Genomic DNA, 21,196 nt, shown 5'->3' on the forward strand with positions numbered 1-21,196 from the left:
TACGGCGCCGGCTGACCACATGGTCGATCCTGGCCCACTAGCGCCGCCTGAGTGATTGTTGGCCGCTCCCGCCCAAAAGCCGCGTCGCGGCTAACGGGTCATTGTGACATGGCGGAGGTGAGTTGCAGACGGCTTTCCGATAGCTATTCCTGGCATTGGTGCTTGCTGATCAACCGACCCGTCGCCATCCCGGCGCTTCCTGCCGTTGAGATGCTGACCATGGAGCCGCGCAGAAGTGCTAAAGAGCGCTCATGGCTGCGCGGACAAAATCCGGACTTCAATTGGATCGGTTCCGCTCTGGCGGCAATCTTTCTCGGCACGCTGGAACTGACGCTCGATCGGGCCTTGAAGATGACCGGTTCGGATGGAGCTTCGTCATTACCGGGGCGGGAAGGGCAGGTCCGCTGGCCGCGCAACACCGGCAGGCGCTCCCTGGATCAATAGCAACTGGGGAGCTAGGCTTCACCGCTGTGCTACATAAACGCGTTCAGGCGCTGACACCTCGCGCGCGCAGCGATCCCCTCGCACTGACGCCGCCCACCCTCAGGCGAGAAGGCCTCTCGGTCATTAAATCACATGCGTCTGAGTTCGTCGCCGTCCTGACTGTAAAACCGTCGCCTTACGCATGAAAAACCCTGACAGCTGTCAGGGTTTTTCATGCGCTGCATTCTCGGTCTGAAACCTGCGCGCCAGACTACATCTGCGTCTGTCACAAACCGCCCGGAAGCCCTGCTACGTTTCCCTGGCGCTGTTCCCAAACCCTGACAGCTGTCAGGGTTTTCATCGAACTTCGCGAGCGGTCAGCCGCTGGCTGGCGACGCGTGGCGCGACCTGAAGCATCGGCCCTTGCCTCAGCTCCTGGAATGAATAGGCTGAGCCAGCGCACCATCATCGATCCGGCAACGATGTAAGCTCACGAGACCGTTACGGTTACACAGGCGAAAGGGGAGGCGGTTTGAAGCCCGATCCGTATTTCATAGTTGAAACTGACGGATGGCTCGTCAGTCATCGTGCAAATTCCGCTCTCCCCGGCTATCTCATCATCAGCTCTAAAAACTTCGCCACCGATCTGTCGGACCTGTCCGCAGATGCCTTACGGGAACTAGGGCCGTTACTGGCGTTAGCTCAGGCAAACCTGAAGCGCCGGCTAAATGCCCGGCGCGTCTATATGGGTCGATATGGGCATGTTCCCGGCTATACGATCCATTTTCATGTCATCCCAATTTACGATTGGGTCGAGGAATTCTTCTGGCAGGATCTCCGCTATCGCGTGCTGGAAGGTCTTGCGGAAGGGCAGGGGGACCAGGCAACGGATGGCGCCGAACTGACCCTCTACGTATGGCGTGAATTCTGCGAACGCCCAGACCCGCCGGCAACCATAGGGCCGACTGTCGCCCAGGCCATTCAGGCTCTGCGTCAATCTATGAATTCCGGATCGCCAGTTGAGAGCTTCGGCTGTAAAGCCCGATCGAGTGAGATTGACTAGGTATTCCTAGCTAGCCGCTTTAGTAGGGCCGCTGTAACCTGCCTCGGCTATGAAATTCGCCTCTACGGCTGTGAATTTGTATTACAATTACATATATGTTTTTGCTGCATAATTTCTGTATATGGAAACAAAAAGAACTATTTCTTCCGCTAGCTATACATTCTTGCCTGACAACCAAAAGCTCCACTTCTCCGAGCTAAGAGATCGTCCACGCATGGCCGCTGCGTAATCTACCAATATTGAGCTGCTTCGGTAAACAAACTTCCCAGCCAGCCAGAAAGCCCAGCTTTTGCCGATTAAGGAAGGCACCCGCGGGCCCTGCGCAGAAGACAGGCCGCGATATTCAATCGGGCAGGCAACGTGCTCGGAGAAGCATCCATCGGCGGGCGCGCTTTCAATATCGGTCCGAGTGGGCTGGGGGAGGCGGTAGCACTGCCCGCCCAGGTATCTCGAAACCGTCAGACCGCCAGCTAATCGCCGTCAGAACCCAAGGTTAAACTCGGTGCCATGGCTGATTGATAATTTGAATATTTCCTCGACATCGGCGAGATTGGAAAAATCGCTTGCGAGACGGAAGGACTGCCGGGCGACGAGGCGCACGACTTTTCCTTCTCGCCGGATATAGCAGATGCTTGCTGCGCCTTACTGCAACTGCCGCGGCCGGATCAGCGCTGCCATGGCAATAATTGTAGCAATGACGCCGCCCGTCGCACAGAGCCAGAACGCGAGACGAACGCCGCTCGCAAGATCGCCGGCCGAAACCTCGCCCTCTGCGAAACCGGCGTGGGCATTGGCAAAACCAACGAGGACGGCAAGACCAACGGCGTTGCCTATGTTCATCGCGGTCGACGCCATCCCTGACGCAACGCCCTGTTCGCAATCCGAAACTCCGGAACCGGCAATAATCCACATTGCGGTCCACACGATGCCTTGACCAATTCCCGAAACGAGCAGACCCGGAATGATGGCTGCATAGCTACTTTCCGGCCATGCCCCGACCACCATGATGGCCGTGCCCGCTGCGCCCAACAGCATTCCCGCAATCAATGTCGATCGTGCCGAAATGCGCGACGCGTATCGCTCGCCGATTTGAGTGCCGGCGGCAATGGCAAGCGAAGGAACCAGGAAGGCAAGGCCTGTCTCTAAGGCTGTGAAGTGATGGATATCTTGGAACAGCACCGTCAGAAAATAGGGCAGGGCTCCAAATGTACCCATGTAGAGAAAGGTGATGGCCATGCTCGCCACGAGCATGCGATTGCCAAGCAGCCTGAGAGGCATCAAAGGATCGCGACTTTGCCGCTCGATGACCACGAATACCAGCAGTAGAAGCGCCGATAGGCCAAACGCGGAGAGAATCGGTGCGGCATTCCATCCGAACACCGGTCCTTGGACGAGCGCGAACACCAACAGGGTGGCGCCTCCAGTGACCGTCAGCGCTCCCGGCAGGTCGAAGGAACGACGATAAGACTGGTGAGGATCGTGCGGGATGACAAAAAACGCAGCCACGATTGCGACCGCGGCGAGGACGACATTGACGAAAAACACCGACGGCCAGCCAAAAGCGCTCGTTAAAAAACCGCCGGCGAGCGATCCGATCGTAACCACTGGCACCGGCTCCTCCCCAGACTGCCAGAGCCCGGTTGCGCGCTACCCCCTCCGGGAAAAGCCGGTTGACGAGAGAGAGCGTGGCGGGAAAAAGAAAAGCGCCGCCGATCCCTTGGACGGCTCGCGCCATAATGATGATCGCCGGCTGCCAGGCCAATCCTCCCACTAGCGAAGATGCCGCATAAAGCGCCAGCGCCGTGACGAACAATCGGCGTTGGCCAATAAGGTCCGCGGCTCGCCCGCCAAATAGCAAAAAGCCACCGCAGAAGACTGTATAGGCGCTGACGACCCATTGCAGCGTCTGACCGGAAAAGTTGAGACCCTCGCCGATTTTGGGCAAGGCGACGAAGACGATGTTGATATCGAGCGAGATGATCAACTGTGCGAACGCGAGGAGCGCTAGTGCAGCCGCTCGGTTGAAATTCGCCGCGCCTGCCCCGACTGATGGTCTTTCCGCAATGTGGTCCATTTATCCTCACCGTCCATTTTTTGTCGATCAACAAACAATGTTAGGCTTGCATAGCTGAGTCAAGGCGCTTATTTGTCAAATGACAAAGATTGAGGTCGAGCATGGCGGGAAGGCCGCGGGAATTTGATCGTGACGAGGCGCTGGCCAAAGCCCGCGACCTCTTCTGGGAGCGAGGCTACGAAGGCGTCTCGATGGCCGACCTCGTCGGTGCGATGGGTATCGCGTCGGCGCGCATTTACGCCGCTTTTGCATCGAAAGAGGCACTGTTCCAGGAAGCGGTCACGCTTTATGCTTCTGGCGAAGGCGGATTTGCTACGCGCGCTTTGGCTGAGGAGCCGAATGTTCTCGTTGCCTTCGAGCGGCTTCTGCGGGATGCAGCCTTGCTCTACACTCGCCCAAATCACCCACATGGCTGCATGATCGTGATGGCGGCCACCAACTACACGATCAATAGCCGCGCCGTCCGCACGCGGCTCGGCAGATACCGGCGGGACCGCGCTGCTTCCTTAAGCGAGCGGCTGACAAAGGCGTCGGAGACCGGAGAGTTGAAACCCGATGCGAACCCCCACGCACTGGCAGAATTCTACGCTGCTTTTCTCCACGGTTTGTCGGTGCAGGCGGCCGACGGCGTGCCAAGAGACATCCTGCTGTCTACATTGTCTCACGCGCTGTTGCCGTTAAAGAGCGCGTTATCGGCGAAGGCTGACAAGCTCTGAAACGATTACAGCCGGCGTTACACAATCTCGATAGTGAGAACTTCAATCCACAGGGAGCGAATTCGTTTCAGCTCCGCTGCCCTTGCGGAACTGGCTCGGTGGAGCCCCGATAATACGCTTGAAGGCACGGCTGAACGATGCTTCTGCGTCATAGCCCAATCTCTGTGCGACCACGGACACACGCATTCCGCCACGCAGCCATTGAAGGGCCTGATACATGCGCACCCTGGCTACGTAGCGTGCTGGCGTTTCACCCACGACTTTCAGGAAACGCTCGGCGAAACCCGACCGTGAGATCCCCATTAGGTTCGCAAGTGCCGCCAGGCTCCAGTCACGGTCCGGCTCGAGGTGAATAGCGGCCAGCACGCGGCCGATTTCGGGGTTGCGCACCGCGGCAATCCAGCCGGTGGTATCGCCGCAGCCATGTTCGACCCATGTCCGGATCAACGTCGCGGTCAAGACATCCGCAAGCCTTGCGAGTATGCCTCCCGCGCCGACCCGATCCATCTGCACTTCACGCGTCATGGCATCGAGCAAATGCGGAATGGCCGGCTCGTTCTTCGCCAGATCGCTGGTGAGCATGGTGTCAGGCATCAACCGCAGCAGCGGATGAAGATTGTCGATATTGAAGCGCATCGCCGCGGTCAAAGCCACCGTTCCCCCGCAGGCATCGGGGCACTGAAGATCGAAGACATCCTGGCAGACCTCCTTGCGGTCAAATTGCTCGAAAGGCACCGGCGGAATGCCCGGCTCGCTTGCAATCACATGCGCGTTGCCACGCGGCAGAAGCGCAGCATCGCCAGGCCCCAACTGAAGCCAATCGCCTGACGGTGCCTGAAGCCAGGCGGAACCGGACGAAATGAAATGCAATCTCGCCGACGACTGCGGCGCAAAATAGGTCGACCACGGCTCAGAGAGCCGACAGCGCCCATATTCAACACCATCGAGCCGCAAGCCTCTCAGCATCTCGCTCAGAGCATCGCGAGTTACGCCAGTATTGTCTTTGGACGAATGGTCAAGCATCTCGGATTTCCTAGCATGGAAAGTACAGGCTGTCACGACTACCTTTTTGCTCAATGGCATCAAGAACACGCCAAGACATCTTAATATAGGACGCGCGCCATGGCAGAGAGCGATTTCAAGCCCAATCCATCCCCTCACAACCAGCCGACGTCAGAGACATCCCACAGACCACGATGGGATGCCGTCGTCGCCCTAGCTCTCGGTGTCTTCGGTCTCGTTACGGCGGAATTTCTGCCGGCCAGTCTGCTCACCCCAATCTCCTCCGATCTTGGGCTCTCAGCCGGGGAAACCGGCCAAACGGTGACTGCAACGGCTGTCGTTGCTGCATTTGCAGGCCCGGGTATCGTCATAGCCACTCGAAGTTTCGATCGACGCCGTGTGCTGTTTAGCCTTACTGCTCTTCTGATCCTTTCCTGCGCCTTGGCGGCAACCGCCAACAATTTGATTTCGCTTCTCGTATCACGAGTTATGCTGGGCGTCGGGCTCGGCGGTTTCTGGGCGATGGCCGGCGCACTTGCAATGCGGCTGGTCCCGATTGAGCATCTCCCCCGGGCGATGGCGATGATCTTTACCGGCGTGTCCATCGCTACCGTCACGGCGGCACCTCTCGGCTCCTATGTGGGGGCAACCCTTGGATGGAGAGCTTCCTTTGTCCTGGCCGGAGCTGTCGGCGTGGTTGCATTCATTGCCCAGGCTATCACCGTGCCATCGCTGCCACCGGCAGGTCACGCAGGTTTGTCAACGATGGGCGCCGTTCTGACGCGGCCCAAGATCCGGGTCGGTCTGATCACGACCCTTCTCACCGTTGCGGGCCATTTCGCCGGTTTCACTTACATCCGCCCCTATCTGGAAGGCATCGCCCACCTCAACGTCGAGATGGTGTCGCTGGTGCTCCTCGCCTACGGCGTCAGTGGTTTCTTCGGCAATATTGTCGGCGGCATGATCGCGGAGCGCAGCGCTGCTGTTGGCACCGTCTTCTCGTCGAGCCTGATTGCCGTCGCCGCCGCCATCTTCGTAACCGTAGGCGCGTCCGAGCTCGCGGCGATTGTCGGAGTTGCTATTTGGGGTTTCGCCTTCGGCGCATTTCCTGTCTCCATCCAGAGCTACATCACGCGTGCCGCTCCCGACGAAGCTGAAAGCGCAGGAGCACTGCTTCTGACCGCTTTCCAGGTCGCTATTTCGAGCGGAGCGGTCTTGGGCGGCATATTGATCGACTTGCAGGGACCGCTAGGCGTCATGTCGTTCCTCGGAGCCGCTTGCCTTGCGGGAACTCTCTTGATGGCAGCACGGGGCGGCAAGCAGACCTCTCTTGTTCAAAGCTGACGATCAAGATCGCAGGTCTGCACCGATAATCGAGGGTAACTTTCGAGCCGCAGATAGGCAGCGATCGGAAACACCCTCGGTTGCCCAGCGGAAAATCAACTGGCGGGATCAAGGAGGGGAGGGAGCAATGCCATGCTTGCGGCGAAAGGAAGATACGCGATCACCGATCGCATCGGCTCCCAATCCGTTGCTCCTCTTCGGTGAGGCATCGCCCGAAGCATTACAAATTTGTAAGCATCCTATTCATTTTCAGTTAAGTCGAATTGGGGCATCAAAGTCAGGCGTTATCGCGCAGCATCAACCCCCAATGCTTACGAGGACCAACATGAAAAACCTGTTTCTTGCTTCCGCAATCGCCCTGGCATCCGTCGTCGCTGTCAGCGCCCCGTCTCAGGCTGCTCCGTTCCACCGCCATCATCATCATGACTGCTTCGTCAAGACTGTGAAGCATAAGGTTCACGGCCATTGGGTTATTCGCAAGGAACGCGTCTGCCGCTAAGCCCGTATTTGCTAGACACGGTCGACCATCTTCGACCGTGTCCATCGGCCACAGCTAAATCCTTCGGCTGTGGCCGTATCGTTTATGAGAAAGACGAGCGGCCAATCTGTTGCCGCGCCAACACTGTCTCCGGCGGCAAATAAGGTTCGGCATGTGCCGAGGAGGATTATCTCACGAGGCTTTTCCCGTCACATGGTCGCCATGGCCGTTTGCTCGGAGCAGGGCCATGATTGCCGGGCCAACGGAAAACTCGCCGCGCTTCGCCTTCATCGTGAGATCCCGCAGATAGGCGCCGGCGGAGTTGATGTGCCCCGACCGTTCAAGAATGCAGGCGACTGTCGTGGCGGCGTTCTCGGGCCCCATCGCCTCGCAGGCATCCTGATAGGCCGAAGGGCTGACGCCTAGCATCGATCGAACCACGACGGCGGCAGCCATCAGCTCCCGCCAATTGCTGATGGCCCCATTTGGCCCGTAGGCAATAATCTCCGGGCAAGCTTTCAGCACCAAACCCAATGGGAACGTTCGCATCGTCTCGCTGCGCGGTTCACTTTTCCTCTCAGGTTTCGCCCCTAGCTCTTTTCGAGAGCTTGGTTCAAGTTCATAGATGGATTCGGGGTTTGAATTCTGTATATGGCGCTCATTATGAGCATCATTGGTGCTATTATTTGCAGTTTTCTGCTGACTTTCCAGAAGGTTGACGATCTCGTTTCGCAGAAGTTCCATCTCTTCCAGGATGCCGGCGACCTCCGGCATCGACGGAGAGCGCGGAATACGCCTGATAAGGCCGATGTAGATATCTTCGATCATTGCCCAATTGCCCGCGGCACCTTCCTCGATCGCGGCCGTAATAAGCTTTCGCACATCGCGCCGGCAGATCGTCAGGCTTTCCTTGGCTCGCCGGAATGCAAGGCGGTCTGCTGCCACCTTCTGCGCCATGACTGCAAGTTCCTCTGCCCGCAGCAGAAGCGGCGAAATATCGAAGCCGAATGCATTTTCGATCTCGCCCGCCCTGTCCTTCCTGGCATAGCGCTTGCCATTGGCGCTGTCCTTGCGAACAATCAGCCCGGCCTCGACGAGGAGCGCGAGATGCCTGCGAAGCGTCGCCCCGGCAATACCATGGGCGCGCAAGGTCAGCTGCGCATTGGAGGGAAAGACGATAAGCTGCGCGTCCTGGCGCAGCTCGTTATCGGGATAAAAGCTCAGCAATGCATCGAGCACCGCCAGGCTGCGATCCTGCAATCCCAGCAGTTCCCTGGCCTCGGATGCGTCCCGAAAGACTTTCCATTTATCGGCCGTCTTGCCAGGCGCGATCTCGGCCGTGGCAACCTGCCGCCGCACTAGGGCAAGCGACATCGGCCGCCGCCCAAAGGGCGTCGTCACACTTCCATTCTGCATTTCCCTCACCCTCGCAAGGCAAAAGAAATCCGCTCACCAAAAACGGTGCCAAAAACTCTTGACTGGGTTTCGTGGAAATGCGATTCTTCAGTTGCTACATTGAAGAGAAGGCTTCCACGACGGCAACGTTTGGGGGCCTTTTTTCTTTTGCTAGGTTTCCTTTCCGATCTGAAAAACCCTGACACCTGTCAGGGGTTAGGCTTTTTTCGGCGGGCGAAGCGCTCGACCAGATCGGGCAGCTCCTCCTCGACAAACTTTATGAATTCTATTCCGAGCTTACCCTCGCCGGAGATCCGCATCTCGCGAGGCAATATCACGCACGCTCCCAGCTTTGTTCCCGACGCATCGGAAATCGGCACCTGGATATTGCGCGAACCGGAGCGGGGCTTGATCGCGTTCAGCGCCAGCTGGAATCTTTCGTCCGAGGTCTCCTTTGCCCCAGTTGCATCGGAAAGGGCGGCACGCACCACCTGCAGTGCATCCTGCCGTTCAGACACTGTCTTAGCCAGTTCCAGCCAACGCGGGCGTCCGATCTTCGGCGCCCGGCCGATCGCTTCGATCACATCGGCCGGGACTGCTCGATAGACGCTGCGCATTCGGGCAAGCTCCGCGTCCTCGATCGAGAGCGCCGCGTAGATGTGCCGCGCCTTGATGCCGGCATCGTCCATGCGCGAGGCGAACAAGGCACGCTCGATCCACGTCAGATCCTGTCGGCTGGCATTCTCGATGCCCTGCGCGAGAACGAGGTCGAGATCCGAAATCTCGACCTCTATGGCGCGCACATTACGGCCGAGCTCTAGAGCAGCCCGCCATCTGCGATGACCATAGACCACCTGATACCGGTCGGCCGAGGACGGATGCCGCCGGACCTGGATCGGAACCTTCTGGCCTTCCTCCTCGATCGAGCGCTTGAATCTCTCGAAATCATGCTGATGGTCGTCCGGAAGACGATCCGGATAGGGGGATGGATCGATGATATGGGGATCCAGATCCTGAACCCAGCCTTCACCTGATTCGACGATGGCGCGCAGCCGGTCACGTTCCGCGCGAATATCGCCAATCGCGCGATGTGCGGCGCCGATGACGCCTGCTCCGACACGAGCCGGCTGTGCCGCGGGGGCAGGGGCTGGCGAAGGCTGTTCAACGGCAGTTTCGCTGCCTTCCAATTCGGCGGAAAGAAGGCCGAAACTTGCAACGATGGATTTCCTCGGACTTTTGCTCATCCACGCCCCCAACTTGTGTTGATGAGTTGAACGATCGCCTCATTGACCGCATCCACGGCCTCCCGCGCGCGCTTCTGCGTATCGCGGCCGATCTGGCCCATTTCGAGTTCGTAGACGGAACGCTTGGCAAGCCCGGCGGCTTCGACGGCCGTGCTTTCGATCGCCGTCGGCAACAGCACATCGGAGCCGAACAGATGGCGCAGCATCGCAACCACCTGCGACTGCGGCGCATCGTTCGGATCATGGCGCGTGACAAGGTAGCGAATGAAATCCTGGTCGAGCTGGGCGCCGCTTTCATTGAGTACGCTGATCAGATCGCCCATCATCAGGAGGAACTGACTCATCGATGCGACATCGAGCATGGCAGGATGCACCGTGATGATCATGCTTGTCGCCGCGTAGATCGCGCTCAGCGTCAGGAAGCCGAGCGAGGGGGGCGTATCCAGGATGACGATATCGTAATCCCCTTCGACCTCGGCAAGCGCAAGCTTGAGCCGCTCGAAGAAGATGGCGCCGGCACCCGATTTCTGCGCCAGAACACGAGGGGTCTCATGCTCATATTCCATGACCTCCAGATTGCCCGGAATGAGGTCGATGCCATCGAAATAGGTCTTGCGGATGATTTCGCGGATCGGGCGTCTTTCGGCCTGGTCATATCTCAAGGCCGCATAGATGGTCTCGTTTGCCCCGACATCGACCTCCGGCTGCGCTCCGAACATGGCCGAAAGCGACGCCTGGGGATCGAGGTCGAGCGCAAGCACTCGATAGCCGTGAAGCGCGAGGTAGTGGGCAAGATGAACGGAGGTGGTCGTCTTGGCGCTTCCGCCCTTGAAATTAGCGATCGCCAGCACCTGAAGATGTTCGCCCGGGCGGCGGCGCGGCAGGAAGCGCAGGGCATCCGACGGCTTCTGCTTTGCAAACAGCTCGCGTAATTCATTGATCTGTGCGAGCGTGTAGACCCGATGATTGTTTTCCAACCGGCTGGGCGCAGGGCCTCGTCCTTCGCTCGACATCAGTTTCAGGGTCGAATCCGGGATCGATGTCAGCTTGGACACTTCATTGGTCAGGAACTGCCGGAGTATTTTTTCGGACTTCGGCGGATACATGCGGGTTCTAAGCTGCTGTAGCTGGCCAGACAGCAGATTTGCATGGCGCGCAATTTTGCCGCCTGCATCTTCCTTGGAAGGAGCTATCGTCTCCGTGCGCTCTGCTATCGCCATTTGTCCCTCTTGGCGGCCTAATGCCGGTTTGCCGACCTATGCCCGACAAAAGGTAGAACACGATTCTGTCAGACCGTCCAGAGATTAAGGCGTAATGGCTGATCAGCGTATGACGAAATCTTATCAAGCTGAAGACATTTATCTATTTGATTTTGTTATATTTACTTCATCACATCGTAACAGTTGCCCGATACGGTTACTCACACTTTTGGTAGCAAACTGCGAGATATAACTGAACAAGCAACGCTTTCGGCATTGGGCGGGCGGCATGGCTGAAGCGAATCACTGCCGTCGGCGGGCGAGGTCGTTCAGGATGCGAAGCGCTCAGCGCCATGGGCAAAAGCCAGTGCCTCGAGCTCCTCATAGAGCGATTCCGCAAAGCTGCGCAGCACGGTAAGCTCGAAATCGTCGGTGCCGGTGCGCGTGAGCTGCATCGAGATGTGACCGAAGAGCGTCATTGCCGCGCTCCCCACGGGAAAGGCCGCCCGATGCAGGTCAACGGCGGTGCCTTTATTGAGGACTTGAGCAGCATTGGGGCCTGAGAGGCGGATACGGATACGGCCGTGGCTTTGGTCGGAGATGAAGGCGCTGCCCGCAAGCACCTCGGTCAATGCCCGCAGATGCACATCGGAGAGCCGATCATTGCCGGCGATATACCATTGCCGGTATACGGCCGGCCGCACCGAGCTTTCCTTGAGACCGGCGGCAAGAAGATGCGCCCTGATCTCTTCTGTCGTGACAGCGCCCATGACATGCAGGAGATGCCCCTCGGGCAGGGCCTCCAGCCGGACAGTTTCGCCACCCAAAGCGGGCTTGCCGGCAAGGGCCGGTCTATATGTGGGCAAATCAGACATGGAGCTTCTCGTTCTGAGGGTCGATGAAGACGGGACTGCAGATCACCGCATTCGTGTATTCGTTTCTGAGGCCATTCCAGACAGTGATCTTCTCGCCGATGCGCTCCGGTCCGTTCTTGACCAGGGCCAGCCCGATCGTATGGCCGAGGCTCGGTGAAAAGGCGCTTGACGTGACATAGCCCTGGTCGTTTTCGAGCGTCGCCGCCGCGCCATCTGCCAGGATATGGGCGCCGGTGCGGAAACTTGTGGCCGGATCCAGCGGTTTAACGCCGACGAGGCGCGGACGATCCGCTGCCTGAAGTCCATCGCGCGCAAGCATCGCCCTGCCGATGAAATCGGGCTTCGTCGTCGAGACCATCCGGGCAAAGCCGAGATCGCCTGGCGTTACCGTGCCGTTGATCTCCGCATGGGTGACATGGCCCTTCTCGATGCGCAGAACGCCAAGCGCTTCGGCGCCATAGGCGCAGATACCATGCTTCTCGCCTGCCTGCATGATGGCGTCGGCAACGAACTCGCCATAGGCCGCGGGCACGCCGAGCTCGTAAGCGAGCTCGCCGGAAAAGGAGATGCGGAAGAGCCGGCCTTCGAGCTTGCCGCCGAACAGTGAAACCGGACGTGCGCTCATGAACGGGAAGGTGGCATCGGATATGTCCTCGTCGACGATCTCGGAGAGGATTGCCCGCGATTTCGGGCCTGCCACCGCCATCTGAGCCCATTGGTCGGTCGAGGAGGCAAAGTAGACCTCGAGCTCGGGCCATAGCGTCTGGGCGCAGAATTCCAGATGCGTCAGCACGCCGGCTGCAAGCGCCGTCGTCGTGGTCATGAAAAAATGGTCTTCGCTCAAGCGGCTGGTGGTGCCGTCATCATAGATCATGCCGTCCTCGCGCAGCATGATGCCGTAGCGCGCCTTGCCGACGGCGAGCTTGGCGAAACCGTTGCAATAGATCCGGTCGAGGAAGGTCGCGGCATCCTTGCCGAAGATCTCGATCTTGCCGAGTGTCGAGACATCGCAGATGCCGGCATTCTTGCGGATGTTCAGCACTTCGCGATCCACACTTTCACGCCAGGTCTTCTCGCCCTCGCGCGGAAACCAGGAGGACCGATACCAGAGACCGGTCTCCACGAAGACCGCGCCATTCTTCTTCGCCCATTGGTGCAAAGGGGATTTGCGCGCGGGCTGGAAGTGCTTGCCGCGCGAGGCACCCGTGAGCGCCCCGAAAGAGACCGGCGTATAGAAGGGCCGGAATGTCGTGGTGCCGACTTCAGCCGGTGAGACGCCGCGGGCTTCGGCCAGGATGCCGATGGCGTTGATATTGGAAAGCTTGCCCTGGTCGGTCGCCATGCCGTTGGTCGTGTAGCGCTTGGCAAGCTCGACATCGCCATAGCCCTCGCGCACGGCAAGGCCGAGATCCTTGAGGTGCACATCGTTCTGATAGTCGACGAAGGCCTTCCCCTTGCCGCCTTTGACATGCCAGAGCGGTTTGGCAGCGGGTGGGGCTTCCTCCTTTGAAGCAAAGGCGGGGTCAACCTTTCCAAAGCCGATTGCTTCCAGCGCCTCGGCAGCTTTGATAGCCCCATCGCCAAGACAAGTATCCGTGGATGCGAGACCGGCCGCCGAGCCGGCAATCAGCAAGCCATCCTGTCTCTCCGGCGCGAGGAAAGCCGCGTGCTTTTCCGACCAGATCGGCTTGGCGCCGCGATGGCAGGCAAGGTGGATGATCGGGCTCCAGCCGCCGGACATAGCGAGCGCATCGGCCTCGATCTCCTGCGTGCCCAAGCCACTCGCAATGCCGACGCGACGCAGCTGCTTTCCGCCAAGTGCATCGACGATGCATGCGCCGGTCAGGACCCGCGCCTTGCCATTCCAGTATTCGCTATTGCTCCGCGTATCGACGATGGCGGCCACTTCGACGCCCGCAGCTTCGAGGTCGGCGGCGGTCCGGTAGCCGGAATCGTTGGTCGTGAAGACCACGGTGCGCTTGCCGGGAGCGACAGCCTGCCGGTTCAGATAGCTGCGCATGACGCTTGCCATCATGACGCCCGGAGTATCGTTACCGCCGAAGACGATCGGCCGTTCCTCGGCGCCGGTCGCAAGGATCGCTTGTTTGGCGATGATGCGCCAGAGACGTTCGACGGGCACGCGTGGATCGGGCGTTGCCATATGCTTCTGGACGCGTTCGACCGCACCGAAGACGTTGTCGTCGTACCAGCCGATCACGGTGGTGCGCGGCAGGCATTGCACGTTTGGCAGGCTATCGAGCTCGTCCAGCATGTCCTTAAGGGGCGAGTTGGGCTCTGTAAGCAAACTGCCGCCGAGAGCGAAGCCTTCGTCCGCGAGAATGACACGCGCTCCGGCGCGTCCCGCCGTCAGCGCCGCAGCAAGACCTGTAGGACCAGCGCCGATGACGAGCAGATCGCAATGCGCCCAGCATTTCTCGTAGGAGTCCGGATCGGCTTCATAGGAAGCCTTGCCGAGACCGGCGGCCTTGCGGATCAACGGTTCGTAGACTTTCTCCCAGAAGGCGGCCGGCCACATGAAGGTCTTGTAGTAGAAACCGGCACTTAAGAAAGGTGAGAGCAGACCGCTGACGGCGCCGACGTCGAAGGCGAGCGACGGCCAGCGGTTTTGGCTGCGCGCCGCCAGCCCATCATGGAGCTCGATCATCGTGGCCCGGGTGTTGGCTTCCGTTCGCCCGCCAGTCCCAGTCGTGACGAGTGCATTGGGCTCGGCCGCCCCTGCCGTCAGAATGCCGCGCGGGCGGTGATATTTGAAGCTGCGGCCGACGAGTTGGATACCGTTGGCGAGCAGGGCGGAGGCGAGTGTGTCGCCGGGATAGCCGGTCAGGTTCCTGCCGTCGAAGCTGAAGGCAATGGTTTTGGACCGGTCGATCCGGCCGCCGGAGGAGAGGCGATAGCTGCTCATGCGCCACCTCCGAGCTTGGCAAGTGCTGCATCTCTGACGCCATGGACCTTGTGGGTGACGGTGTCGCGCTCGACGATCAGCCAGCGGCGGCAACCGGAGGAATGGTGCCAATATTCCTTGTGCCGCCCCTTGGGATTATCGCGCAGATAAACATAATCATACCAATCTTCCGCGCCGGCATCCGGGGTGGGACGACTGAGGCCTGCATCGCCCTTGATGGTGAACTCCTCCTTGGGACGGGTGCCGCAGTGAGGGCAGGAAATCAGGCTTGCCATCGTGTCATGTCCTCAATGCAGGTTCGGTTGGGCGCCGACGCCCTTTTCGTCGATCTGATAGCCGCGCTGGAACCGGTCGAGGCGCAGCTGCCTGGCCGTCTCATGCGGCTCGTTGCGGGCGATCAAATGGGCATAGCAGTAGCCCGAGGCGGGTGTCGCCTTGAAGCCGCCGTAGCACCAGCCGGCATTCAGATAGAGATTGTCGATATGGGTGCGGTCGATGATCGGAGAGCCGTCCATGCTCATATCCATGACGCCGCCCCAGCTGCGCAGGTAGCGCACCCGGGTCAGCGCCGGGATCATCGCCACGCCGGCTTCGGCGACATGCTCGACGGTCGCAAGATTGCCGCGCTGCGCATAGGAATTGTAGCCGTCGATATCACCGCCGAAGACGAGGCCGCCTTTGTCGGATTGCGAGACATAGAAATGCCCGGCGCCGAAGGTGACGACACAATCGATGAATGGCTTCAATCCTTCCGAGACGAAGGCCTGCAGCACATGGCTTTCGATCGGCAGACGCAGCCCCGCCATGTCGGCAACGACGGTGGAATTGCCGGCTGCCGCCAGCGCCAGCTTGCCACAGCCGATGAAGCCCTTGGTGGTTTCCACGCCCAGGACGCGGCCATTGTCGGAACGAATACCGGTTACTTCGCAGCCGGTGATGATGTCGACGCCGCGGCTGTCCGCGCCACGGGCATAGCCCCACGCGACGGCGTCGTGGCGCACCGTGCCGCCGCGCTGCTGCAGCAGGCCGCCCATGATGGGGAAGCGGGCGTTGTCGAAATCGAGGAAGGGCAGCTTCTTGCGGACGGCTTCGCGATCGAGCAATTCGGCATCGACGCCGTGCAAGCGCATGGCATTGCCGCGTCGCGTATAGGCATCGCGCTGCGCATCCGAATGAAAGAGATTGAGCACGCCGCGCTGCGAGACCATGGCATTGAAATTGAAATCCTGCTCCAGCCCTTCCCAGAGCTTCATCGAGAGCTCGTAGAAAGGGTTGTTGCCGGGCAGCAGGTAATTGGAACGGATGATCGTGGTGTTGCGACCGATATTGCCCGAGCCCAAATAGCCCTTTTCCAGAATGGCGACATTGGTGATGCCGAAGGTCTTGGCAAGATAATAGGCCGTCGCCAGACCGTGGCCGCCGCCACCGACGATGATAACATCATAATGCGGCTTCGGCTGGGGCTGGCGCCAGGCAGGCGCCCAGCCGGTATTGCCGCGAAGCCCATTGAGAAAAACAGAGAAAGCCGAATAGCGCATGGTTCGATCCGCTTTGAACTGGTGCTCATGATGCCAGAGTGGGAAATGGCGACTTGCCTGATTGGGACCTATTTTGATAAAAAAGGGACATGGCGCCAATCGATGGAAGAAATACCCAAAATATCGGTTTCATCCTGATCCCGGGATTCGCGCTGATGTCTTATGCTTCGGCGAGCGAGCCGCTGCGCGCCGCCAATCTGCTGGCCGGGCGCGAAATCTATCGATTGTCGGCTTTCTCGCCGGACGGCACTCCGGCGCTGTCATCGGGCGGCGTCCCCGTACCGGCCGGGCCGCTTCCCGGTCGTGGATCTGGCCTCGGCACGGTCTTTGTCTGCGCTGGCGGGTCACCGCGCGATTGGCATTATCCCGCCGTTCTTGCCTGTCTTCGCCAGCTGGCGCGCGAAGGTATGCGCATCGGCGGCATTTCTGGCGGCCCCTATCTGCTTGCCGCCGCCGGGCTTCTGCCCGAGCGCGATTTCACTATTCATTGGGAACATGCGCCCGCATTGCTGGAAGCCTTTCCGGCGCTGTCGCCGCGTCAGGCGCGCTTCGTCATCGACGGCAATCGCATCACCTGCGGCGGCGGCATCGCGCCGCTCGACATGATGCATGTCCTGATATCAGAGCGCATGGGCGGCGATTTTGCACGGCGCGTCAGCGACTGGTATCTGCACACCGAAGTGGGCGAACCTGCGGCGCCGCAGCGCGGCTCGCTCGCCGAGCGCTATGGCGTTCACCATCCGGGTCTGCTGAGCGTGCTCGAAAAAATGGAAGAGACGATCGAGATGCCGCTCGATCGTACCGCCATGGCGCGCATTGCCGGTGTCACGCCGCGTCATCTCGACAGGCTGTTCGCCACACATCTCGGCGCGACATTCCTTGAGCAATATCGACGAATACGCCTAGAGCATGCCCGGCGGCTTCTGGAGCAGAGCCCGCTTTCAATTTCCGAAATCGCCATCGCCACCGGCTTTTCCAGCGGCGCGCATTTCTCAAGAGCCTATCGCTCTCTTTATGGCATGGCGCCCGGCGAAACCCGCCGCCCCTGATTTTCGTGGCAGTTGAGGAAATTTCACTGGGAGGATAGAGTCATTCCCAGCAAGCCCTGCCGACAAAAAGGACGTCGAATGAAAACCAAGGCAGACAAAATATCGACCGACGATCAATCCCACGCCGGGCGGTCGGCTTTTTTGCAGAATCCGCATGCGCTCCGCGAACCGAAGGAAAACAATCTCGAAATGGCGATCGGCCATGAGGTTCGCGCCTATCGCAAGAAGCTCGGCATCACGGTGACGGATCTGGCGGCCGCAACCGGCATCTCGCTTGGCATGCTGTCGAAGATAGAGAACGGCAATATCTCGCCGTCGCTGACGACGCTGCAATCGCTGTCGCGCGCACTCGGCGTGCCGTTGACCGCTTTCTTCCGCCGCTATGAGGAGCCGCGCAATGCCGTATTCGTCAAGGCCGGCCAGGGCGTCGAGCTGGAACGCCGCGGCACGCGCGCCGGCCACCAATATAATCTACTCGGCCACATCGACAACAATTCGAGCGGCGTCATCGTCGAGCCCTATCTCATCACGCTGACCGCCGATTCCGATGTCTTTCCGACATTCCAGCATGAGGGCATGGAGTTCCTCTATATGCTCGAGGGCGAGGTGATGTACCGTCACGGCGACCAGCTTTATCCCATGCAGCCCGGCGACAGCCTCTTCTTCGATGCCGATGCGCCGCACGGGCCGGAGGTGCTGGTAAAACTGCCGGCGAAATATCTGTCAATCATCAGCTATCCTCAGCGGGGCAAGACCGATTAACTTGCCTTAAAGGAAAAATTTATTCTTTTGAGTTGAAAACCCGCGATGGACCTGATAGCCATTTTTGCAGATGCGAAAACGGAGGGTTTGGGCATGTGCGGAATTGTCGGTCTCTTCTTGAAAGATAAGGCGCTGGAGCCGAAACTCGGCGCGCTCCTGTCTTCCATGCTGATCACGATGACCGATCGCGGACCTGATAGCGCAGGCATCGCGATCTACGGCAGCGATAATGGCAACACGGCGAAGATAACCGTTCAGTCAGCCGATCCGACAAAGGATTTCGACGGGCTGGAATATGAGCTGAGACGGGCGCTCGACATTCCGGTGACCGTAGTGGTCAAGAGCACGCATGCCGTCATCACTCTTGCCAAGGACAAGCTCGATGAGGGCAGGGCGACCCTGACGGCATCGCGTCCGAATATCCGGGTCATGAGCAGCGGCGATACCGTCGAAATCTACAAGGAAGTCGGCCTGCCGAAAGACGTGGTCTCGCGCTTCGGCGTCACCGGCATGTCCGGCACGCACGGCATTGGCCATACGCGTATGGCGACGGAATCGGCCGTGACCACACTCGGCGCGCATCCCTTCTCCACCGGCTCCGACCAGTGCCTCGTTCACAACGGGTCGCTCTCGAACCACAACAATCTGCGCCGCGAGTTGAAGCGCGAGGGCATGATCTTCGAAACTGAAAACGACACCGAGGTGGCCGCCGCCTATCTCACGGCCGAGATGGCAAAGGGCAAGGATCTCGGGGCGGCACTCGAAAGCGCGGTCGACGATCTCGACGGTTTCTTCACCTTCGTCGTCGGCACCAAATCCGGCTTCGGCGTCGTTCGCGATCCGATCGCCTGCAAGCCGGCCGTCATGGCGGAGACCGATCAATATGTCGCCTTCGGCTCGGAATATCGCGCGCTGGTCAACCTCCCGGGTATCGAGGATGCCCGCATCTGGGAGCCGGAGCCGGCAACCGTCTATTTCTGGGATCACGAAAAGGCTGCCTGATCGGGCGCGCTGCAATCGAGAGAGTTTTTCATGCCAGTTTTCGACCTATCCGTCACGCCGCTTCGCGAACTCAACAGTGCCCTTCATGGCCTTCCCGCAGGCGCGAACGATTTAGCTTTCGAAGTCGTCAATCCGCGCGGTCATCATGCAGTGGCCGCCGGCATCGATGCGCCGGTCACCGTCGATATCAAAGGCTCCGTCGGCTATTACTGTGCCGGCATGAACGATGGCGGCAACGTCACCGTGCATGGTTCCGCCGGCCCGGGCGTTGCGGAAAACATGATGTCCGGCACGGTCGTGATCGAAGGCGATGCCAGCCAATATGCCGGTGCGACCGGGCAGGGCGGCATGCTCGTCATTAAAGGCAATGCCGCTTCACGCTGCGGCATTTCGATGAAGGGCATCGACATCGTCGTCTACGGCAATATCGGCCATATGTCCGCCTTCATGGGTCAATCCGGCCATCTGGTCGTGCTTGGCGATGCCGGCGATGCGCTGGGCGACAGCCTCTATGAGGCCAAGCTCTTTGTTCGCGGTTCGGTGAAAAGCCTCGGCTCCGATTGCATCGAAAAGGAGATGCGCCCGGAGCACCTCGCAAAGCTCTCCGAGCTTCTGGAAAAGGCCGGCGTTCGCGGCGTCAAGCCGGAGGAGTTCAAGCGCTATGGATCGGCGCGTAAGCTCTATAATTTCAACATCGACAATGCCGACGCGTATTAAGGCGAAGGGGACCTTATGAGCTACCACAATCCGCATACGCCGCCGCGCAAGTCCGCCACCTTCGACGATCATACGCTGGCGGAAATCCGCCGTGCGGCGGCGACCGGTATCTATGACATTCGTGGTGCCGGCACGAAACGCAAGGTGCCGCATTTCGATGATCTGCTCTTTCTCGGTGCTTCGATCTCGCGCTATCCCCTCGAGGGCTATCGCGAAAAATGCGACACGACCGTCGTCCTCGGCAGCCGTTTCGCCACGAAGCCGATCACGCTGAAGACCCCGATCACCATTGCCGGCATGAGCTTCGGCGCGCTTTCCGGCAACGCGAAGGAAGCGCTCGGGCGAGGCGCGACGCTTGCCGGCACGTCGACCACGACCGGCGACGGCGGCATGACGGACGAGGAGCGCGGCCATTCGCAGACGCTGGTCTATCAGTATCTCCCCTCGCGCTATGGCATGAACCCAAAAGACCTGCGCCGTGCCGACGCAATCGAAGTGGTCGTCGGGCAGGGCGCAAAGCCCGGCGGCGGCGGCATGCTGCTCGGCCAGAAGATCTCCGATCGCGTCGCCAATATGCGCAATCTTCCAAAGGGCATCGACCAGCGCTCGGCCTGCCGCCATCCCGACTGGACCGGTCCGGACGATCTCGAAATCAAGATCATGGAATTGCGCGAGATTACCGATTGGGAAAAGCCGATCTACGTGAAGGTCGGCGGCGCTCGCCCCTATTACGATACGGCGCTCGCGGTCAAGGCCGGTGCCGACGTGGTCGTGCTTGACGGCATGCAGGGCGGCACGGCCGCAACCCAGGACGTCTTCATCGAGAATGTCGGCATGCCCACACTTGCCTGTATCCGACCCGCCGTTCAGGCGCTGCAGGATCTCGGCATGCATCGCAAGGTGCAGCTCATCATCTCCGGCGGCATTCGTTCCGGCGCGGATGTCGCCAAGGCTCTGGCGCTCGGCGCGGATGCGGTCGCCATCGGCACGGCGGCGCTGGTCGCGATTGGCGACAACGATCCGAAGTGGGAGGAAGAGTACCAGAAACTAGGCACGACGGCCGGCGCTTATGACGACTGGCACGAGGGCAAGGACCCGGCCGGCATCACGACGCAGGACCCGGAGCTCGCAAGCCGGCTCGACCCGATTGCCGCTGGCCGTCGTCTTGCCAATTATCTGAAGGTCATGACGCTGGAAGCGCAGACGATCGCCCGCGCTTGCGGCAAGAACCACCTGCACAACCTCGAGCCCGAGGACCTGTGCGCGCTGACGATGGAAGCTGCCGCCATGGCGCAGATTCCGCTCGCCGGCACGAATTGGTACCCGGGTAAGGGAGGCTTTTGACGTTCCGGCCGGGCCGAAAGGCCCGGCCGCCGCCTGCATCATCGAAGT

At 59.9% G+C, this 21,196-nt stretch carries 19 protein-coding genes and 1 pseudogene; 10 read left to right on the plus strand and 10 right to left on the minus strand.

Features of this window, described 5'->3' with window-relative positions:
- Positions 1-162: 162 nt before the first annotated feature.
- Positions 163-444: a hypothetical protein gene (locus ACPYOP_RS14345; protein ID WP_481411038.1), complete on the plus strand. Its 282-nt coding sequence runs from the start codon at positions 163-165 to the stop codon at positions 442-444.
- A 511-nt stretch (positions 445-955) separates the two neighbouring features.
- Positions 956-1,486 (plus strand): HIT family protein, encoded by a 531-nt coding sequence (locus ACPYOP_RS14350; protein WP_481411039.1) that lies wholly within the window; start codon positions 956-958, stop codon positions 1,484-1,486.
- A 642-nt stretch (positions 1,487-2,128) separates the two neighbouring features.
- Here the strand turns inward: ACPYOP_RS14350 and ACPYOP_RS14355 are convergent.
- Both ACPYOP_RS14355 and ACPYOP_RS14360 read right to left on the minus strand, forming a co-directional pair.
- Positions 2,129-3,091: an MFS transporter gene (locus tag ACPYOP_RS14355; RefSeq protein WP_481411040.1), complete on the minus strand. Its 963-nt coding sequence runs from the start codon at positions 3,089-3,091 to the stop codon at positions 2,129-2,131.
- A 55-nt stretch (positions 3,092-3,146) separates the two neighbouring features.
- Positions 3,147-3,560: pseudogene (locus ACPYOP_RS14360) on the minus strand (MFS transporter); the annotation flags it as partial.
- A 101-nt stretch (positions 3,561-3,661) separates the two neighbouring features.
- Here ACPYOP_RS14360 and ACPYOP_RS14365 point away from each other — a divergent pair.
- Positions 3,662-4,276, plus strand: coding sequence for a TetR/AcrR family transcriptional regulator (locus ACPYOP_RS14365; RefSeq protein WP_481411041.1), 615 nt, complete (start codon positions 3,662-3,664; stop codon positions 4,274-4,276).
- A gap of 42 nt (positions 4,277-4,318) precedes the next feature.
- On the opposite strand, the gene ACPYOP_RS14370 is transcribed toward ACPYOP_RS14365, so the two are convergent.
- Positions 4,319-5,299: an AraC family transcriptional regulator gene (locus ACPYOP_RS14370; protein WP_481411042.1), complete on the minus strand. Its 981-nt coding sequence runs from the start codon at positions 5,297-5,299 to the stop codon at positions 4,319-4,321.
- Positions 5,300-5,398: 99 nt separating this feature from the next.
- Here ACPYOP_RS14370 and ACPYOP_RS14375 point away from each other — a divergent pair, with 99 nt between their 5' ends.
- Positions 5,399-6,622 (plus strand): MFS transporter, encoded by a 1,224-nt coding sequence (locus ACPYOP_RS14375; RefSeq protein WP_481411043.1) that lies wholly within the window; start codon positions 5,399-5,401, stop codon positions 6,620-6,622.
- A 325-nt stretch (positions 6,623-6,947) separates the two neighbouring features.
- Positions 6,948-7,121 carry a hypothetical protein gene (locus ACPYOP_RS14380; RefSeq protein WP_481411044.1) on the plus strand — a complete coding sequence of 58 codons (174 nt, stop codon included), beginning with the start codon at positions 6,948-6,950 and terminating at the stop codon, positions 7,119-7,121.
- Positions 7,122-7,292: 171 nt separating this feature from the next.
- Here the strand turns inward: ACPYOP_RS14380 and repC are convergent, their stop codons facing one another.
- The 7 genes from repC to ACPYOP_RS14415 all read right to left on the minus strand — a co-directional run bounded on the left by repC (position 7,293) and on the right by ACPYOP_RS14415 (position 16,274).
- Entirely contained in the window at positions 7,293-8,516 is a 1,224-nt protein-coding gene (repC, locus tag ACPYOP_RS14385) for a plasmid replication protein RepC (protein ID WP_481411045.1), read from the minus strand.
- A 188-nt stretch (positions 8,517-8,704) separates the two neighbouring features.
- The gene (gene repB / locus ACPYOP_RS14390; protein ID WP_481411046.1) at positions 8,705-9,739 is read right to left on the minus strand and encodes a plasmid partitioning protein RepB; all 1,035 of its coding nucleotides are present in this window, start codon (positions 9,737-9,739) and stop codon (positions 8,705-8,707) included.
- Positions 9,736-10,959, minus strand: coding sequence for a plasmid partitioning protein RepA (repA, locus tag ACPYOP_RS14395; protein ID WP_481411047.1), 1,224 nt, complete (start codon positions 10,957-10,959; stop codon positions 9,736-9,738). The genes repB and repA overlap by 4 nt, the downstream gene beginning before the upstream one ends.
- A gap of 308 nt (positions 10,960-11,267) precedes the next feature.
- Positions 11,268-11,813 carry a sarcosine oxidase subunit gamma family protein gene (locus ACPYOP_RS14400; protein ID WP_481411048.1) on the minus strand — a complete coding sequence of 182 codons (546 nt, stop codon included), beginning with the start codon at positions 11,811-11,813 and terminating at the stop codon, positions 11,268-11,270.
- The gene (locus tag ACPYOP_RS14405; protein WP_481411049.1) at positions 11,806-14,736 is read right to left on the minus strand and encodes a sarcosine oxidase subunit alpha; all 2,931 of its coding nucleotides are present in this window, start codon (positions 14,734-14,736) and stop codon (positions 11,806-11,808) included. The genes ACPYOP_RS14400 and ACPYOP_RS14405 overlap by 8 nt, the downstream gene beginning before the upstream one ends.
- Positions 14,733-15,011, minus strand: coding sequence for a sarcosine oxidase subunit delta (locus tag ACPYOP_RS14410; RefSeq protein WP_481411050.1), 279 nt, complete (start codon positions 15,009-15,011; stop codon positions 14,733-14,735). Before ACPYOP_RS14410 ends, ACPYOP_RS14405 begins: the two co-directional genes overlap by 4 nt.
- Before the next feature lie 12 nt (positions 15,012-15,023).
- Positions 15,024-16,274, minus strand: a complete 1,251-nt coding sequence (locus ACPYOP_RS14415) for a sarcosine oxidase subunit beta family protein (protein ID WP_481411051.1) — start codon at positions 16,272-16,274, stop codon at positions 15,024-15,026.
- A gap of 89 nt (positions 16,275-16,363) precedes the next feature.
- Between ACPYOP_RS14415 and ACPYOP_RS14420 the strand changes: the two genes are divergently transcribed.
- The 5 genes from ACPYOP_RS14420 (at position 16,364) to ACPYOP_RS14440 (ending at position 21,148) form a co-directional block, all read left to right on the plus strand.
- Positions 16,364-17,323, plus strand: a complete 960-nt coding sequence (locus ACPYOP_RS14420; RefSeq protein ID WP_481411052.1) for a GlxA family transcriptional regulator — start codon at positions 16,364-16,366, stop codon at positions 17,321-17,323.
- A 78-nt stretch (positions 17,324-17,401) separates the two neighbouring features.
- Positions 17,402-18,085, plus strand: coding sequence for a helix-turn-helix domain-containing protein (locus ACPYOP_RS14425; protein ID WP_481411053.1), 684 nt, complete (start codon positions 17,402-17,404; stop codon positions 18,083-18,085).
- 93 nt (positions 18,086-18,178) lie between these two features.
- Positions 18,179-19,087, plus strand: a complete 909-nt coding sequence (locus ACPYOP_RS14430) for a class II glutamine amidotransferase (RefSeq protein ID WP_481411054.1) — start codon at positions 18,179-18,181, stop codon at positions 19,085-19,087.
- Positions 19,088-19,117: 30 nt separating this feature from the next.
- Positions 19,118-19,804, plus strand: a complete 687-nt coding sequence (locus ACPYOP_RS14435) for a protein GlxC (protein ID WP_481411055.1) — start codon at positions 19,118-19,120, stop codon at positions 19,802-19,804.
- A 15-nt stretch (positions 19,805-19,819) separates the two neighbouring features.
- Complete coding sequence (locus ACPYOP_RS14440) at positions 19,820-21,148, plus strand: FMN-binding glutamate synthase family protein (RefSeq protein ID WP_481411056.1); 1,329 nt, start codon at positions 19,820-19,822, stop codon at positions 21,146-21,148.
- The last annotated feature ends 48 nt before the right edge of the window (positions 21,149-21,196 follow it).

Source organism: Rhizobium sp. KNZ2-6A (assembly GCF_056755475.1).

Excerpts from the sequence above, each read along its gene's own strand:
- ACPYOP_RS14365 (WP_481411041.1), top strand. The coding sequence starts at position 3,662 with ATGGCGGGAAGGCCGCGGGAATTTGATCGTGACGAGGCGCTGGCCAAA.
- ACPYOP_RS14370 (WP_481411042.1), bottom strand. The coding sequence starts at position 5,299 with ATGCTTGACCATTCGTCCAAAGACAATACTGGCGTAACTCGCGATGCT.
- ACPYOP_RS14375 (WP_481411043.1), top strand. The coding sequence starts at position 5,399 with ATGGCAGAGAGCGATTTCAAGCCCAATCCATCCCCTCACAACCAGCCG.
- ACPYOP_RS14380 (WP_481411044.1), top strand. The coding sequence starts at position 6,948 with ATGAAAAACCTGTTTCTTGCTTCCGCAATCGCCCTGGCATCCGTCGTC.
- repC (WP_481411045.1), bottom strand. The coding sequence starts at position 8,516 with ATGCAGAATGGAAGTGTGACGACGCCCTTTGGGCGGCGGCCGATGTCG.
- repB (WP_481411046.1), bottom strand. The coding sequence starts at position 9,739 with ATGAGCAAAAGTCCGAGGAAATCCATCGTTGCAAGTTTCGGCCTTCTT.
- repA (WP_481411047.1), bottom strand. The coding sequence starts at position 10,959 with ATGGCGATAGCAGAGCGCACGGAGACGATAGCTCCTTCCAAGGAAGAT.
- ACPYOP_RS14400 (WP_481411048.1), bottom strand. The coding sequence starts at position 11,813 with ATGTCTGATTTGCCCACATATAGACCGGCCCTTGCCGGCAAGCCCGCT.
- ACPYOP_RS14405 (WP_481411049.1), bottom strand. The coding sequence starts at position 14,736 with ATGAGCAGCTATCGCCTCTCCTCCGGCGGCCGGATCGACCGGTCCAAA.
- ACPYOP_RS14410 (WP_481411050.1), bottom strand. The coding sequence starts at position 15,011 with ATGGCAAGCCTGATTTCCTGCCCTCACTGCGGCACCCGTCCCAAGGAG.
- ACPYOP_RS14415 (WP_481411051.1), bottom strand. The coding sequence starts at position 16,274 with ATGCGCTATTCGGCTTTCTCTGTTTTTCTCAATGGGCTTCGCGGCAAT.
- ACPYOP_RS14420 (WP_481411052.1), top strand. The coding sequence starts at position 16,364 with ATGGCGCCAATCGATGGAAGAAATACCCAAAATATCGGTTTCATCCTG.
- ACPYOP_RS14425 (WP_481411053.1), top strand. The coding sequence starts at position 17,402 with ATGAAAACCAAGGCAGACAAAATATCGACCGACGATCAATCCCACGCC.
- ACPYOP_RS14430 (WP_481411054.1), top strand. The coding sequence starts at position 18,179 with ATGTGCGGAATTGTCGGTCTCTTCTTGAAAGATAAGGCGCTGGAGCCG.
- ACPYOP_RS14435 (WP_481411055.1), top strand. The coding sequence starts at position 19,118 with ATGCCAGTTTTCGACCTATCCGTCACGCCGCTTCGCGAACTCAACAGT.
- ACPYOP_RS14440 (WP_481411056.1), top strand. The coding sequence starts at position 19,820 with ATGAGCTACCACAATCCGCATACGCCGCCGCGCAAGTCCGCCACCTTC.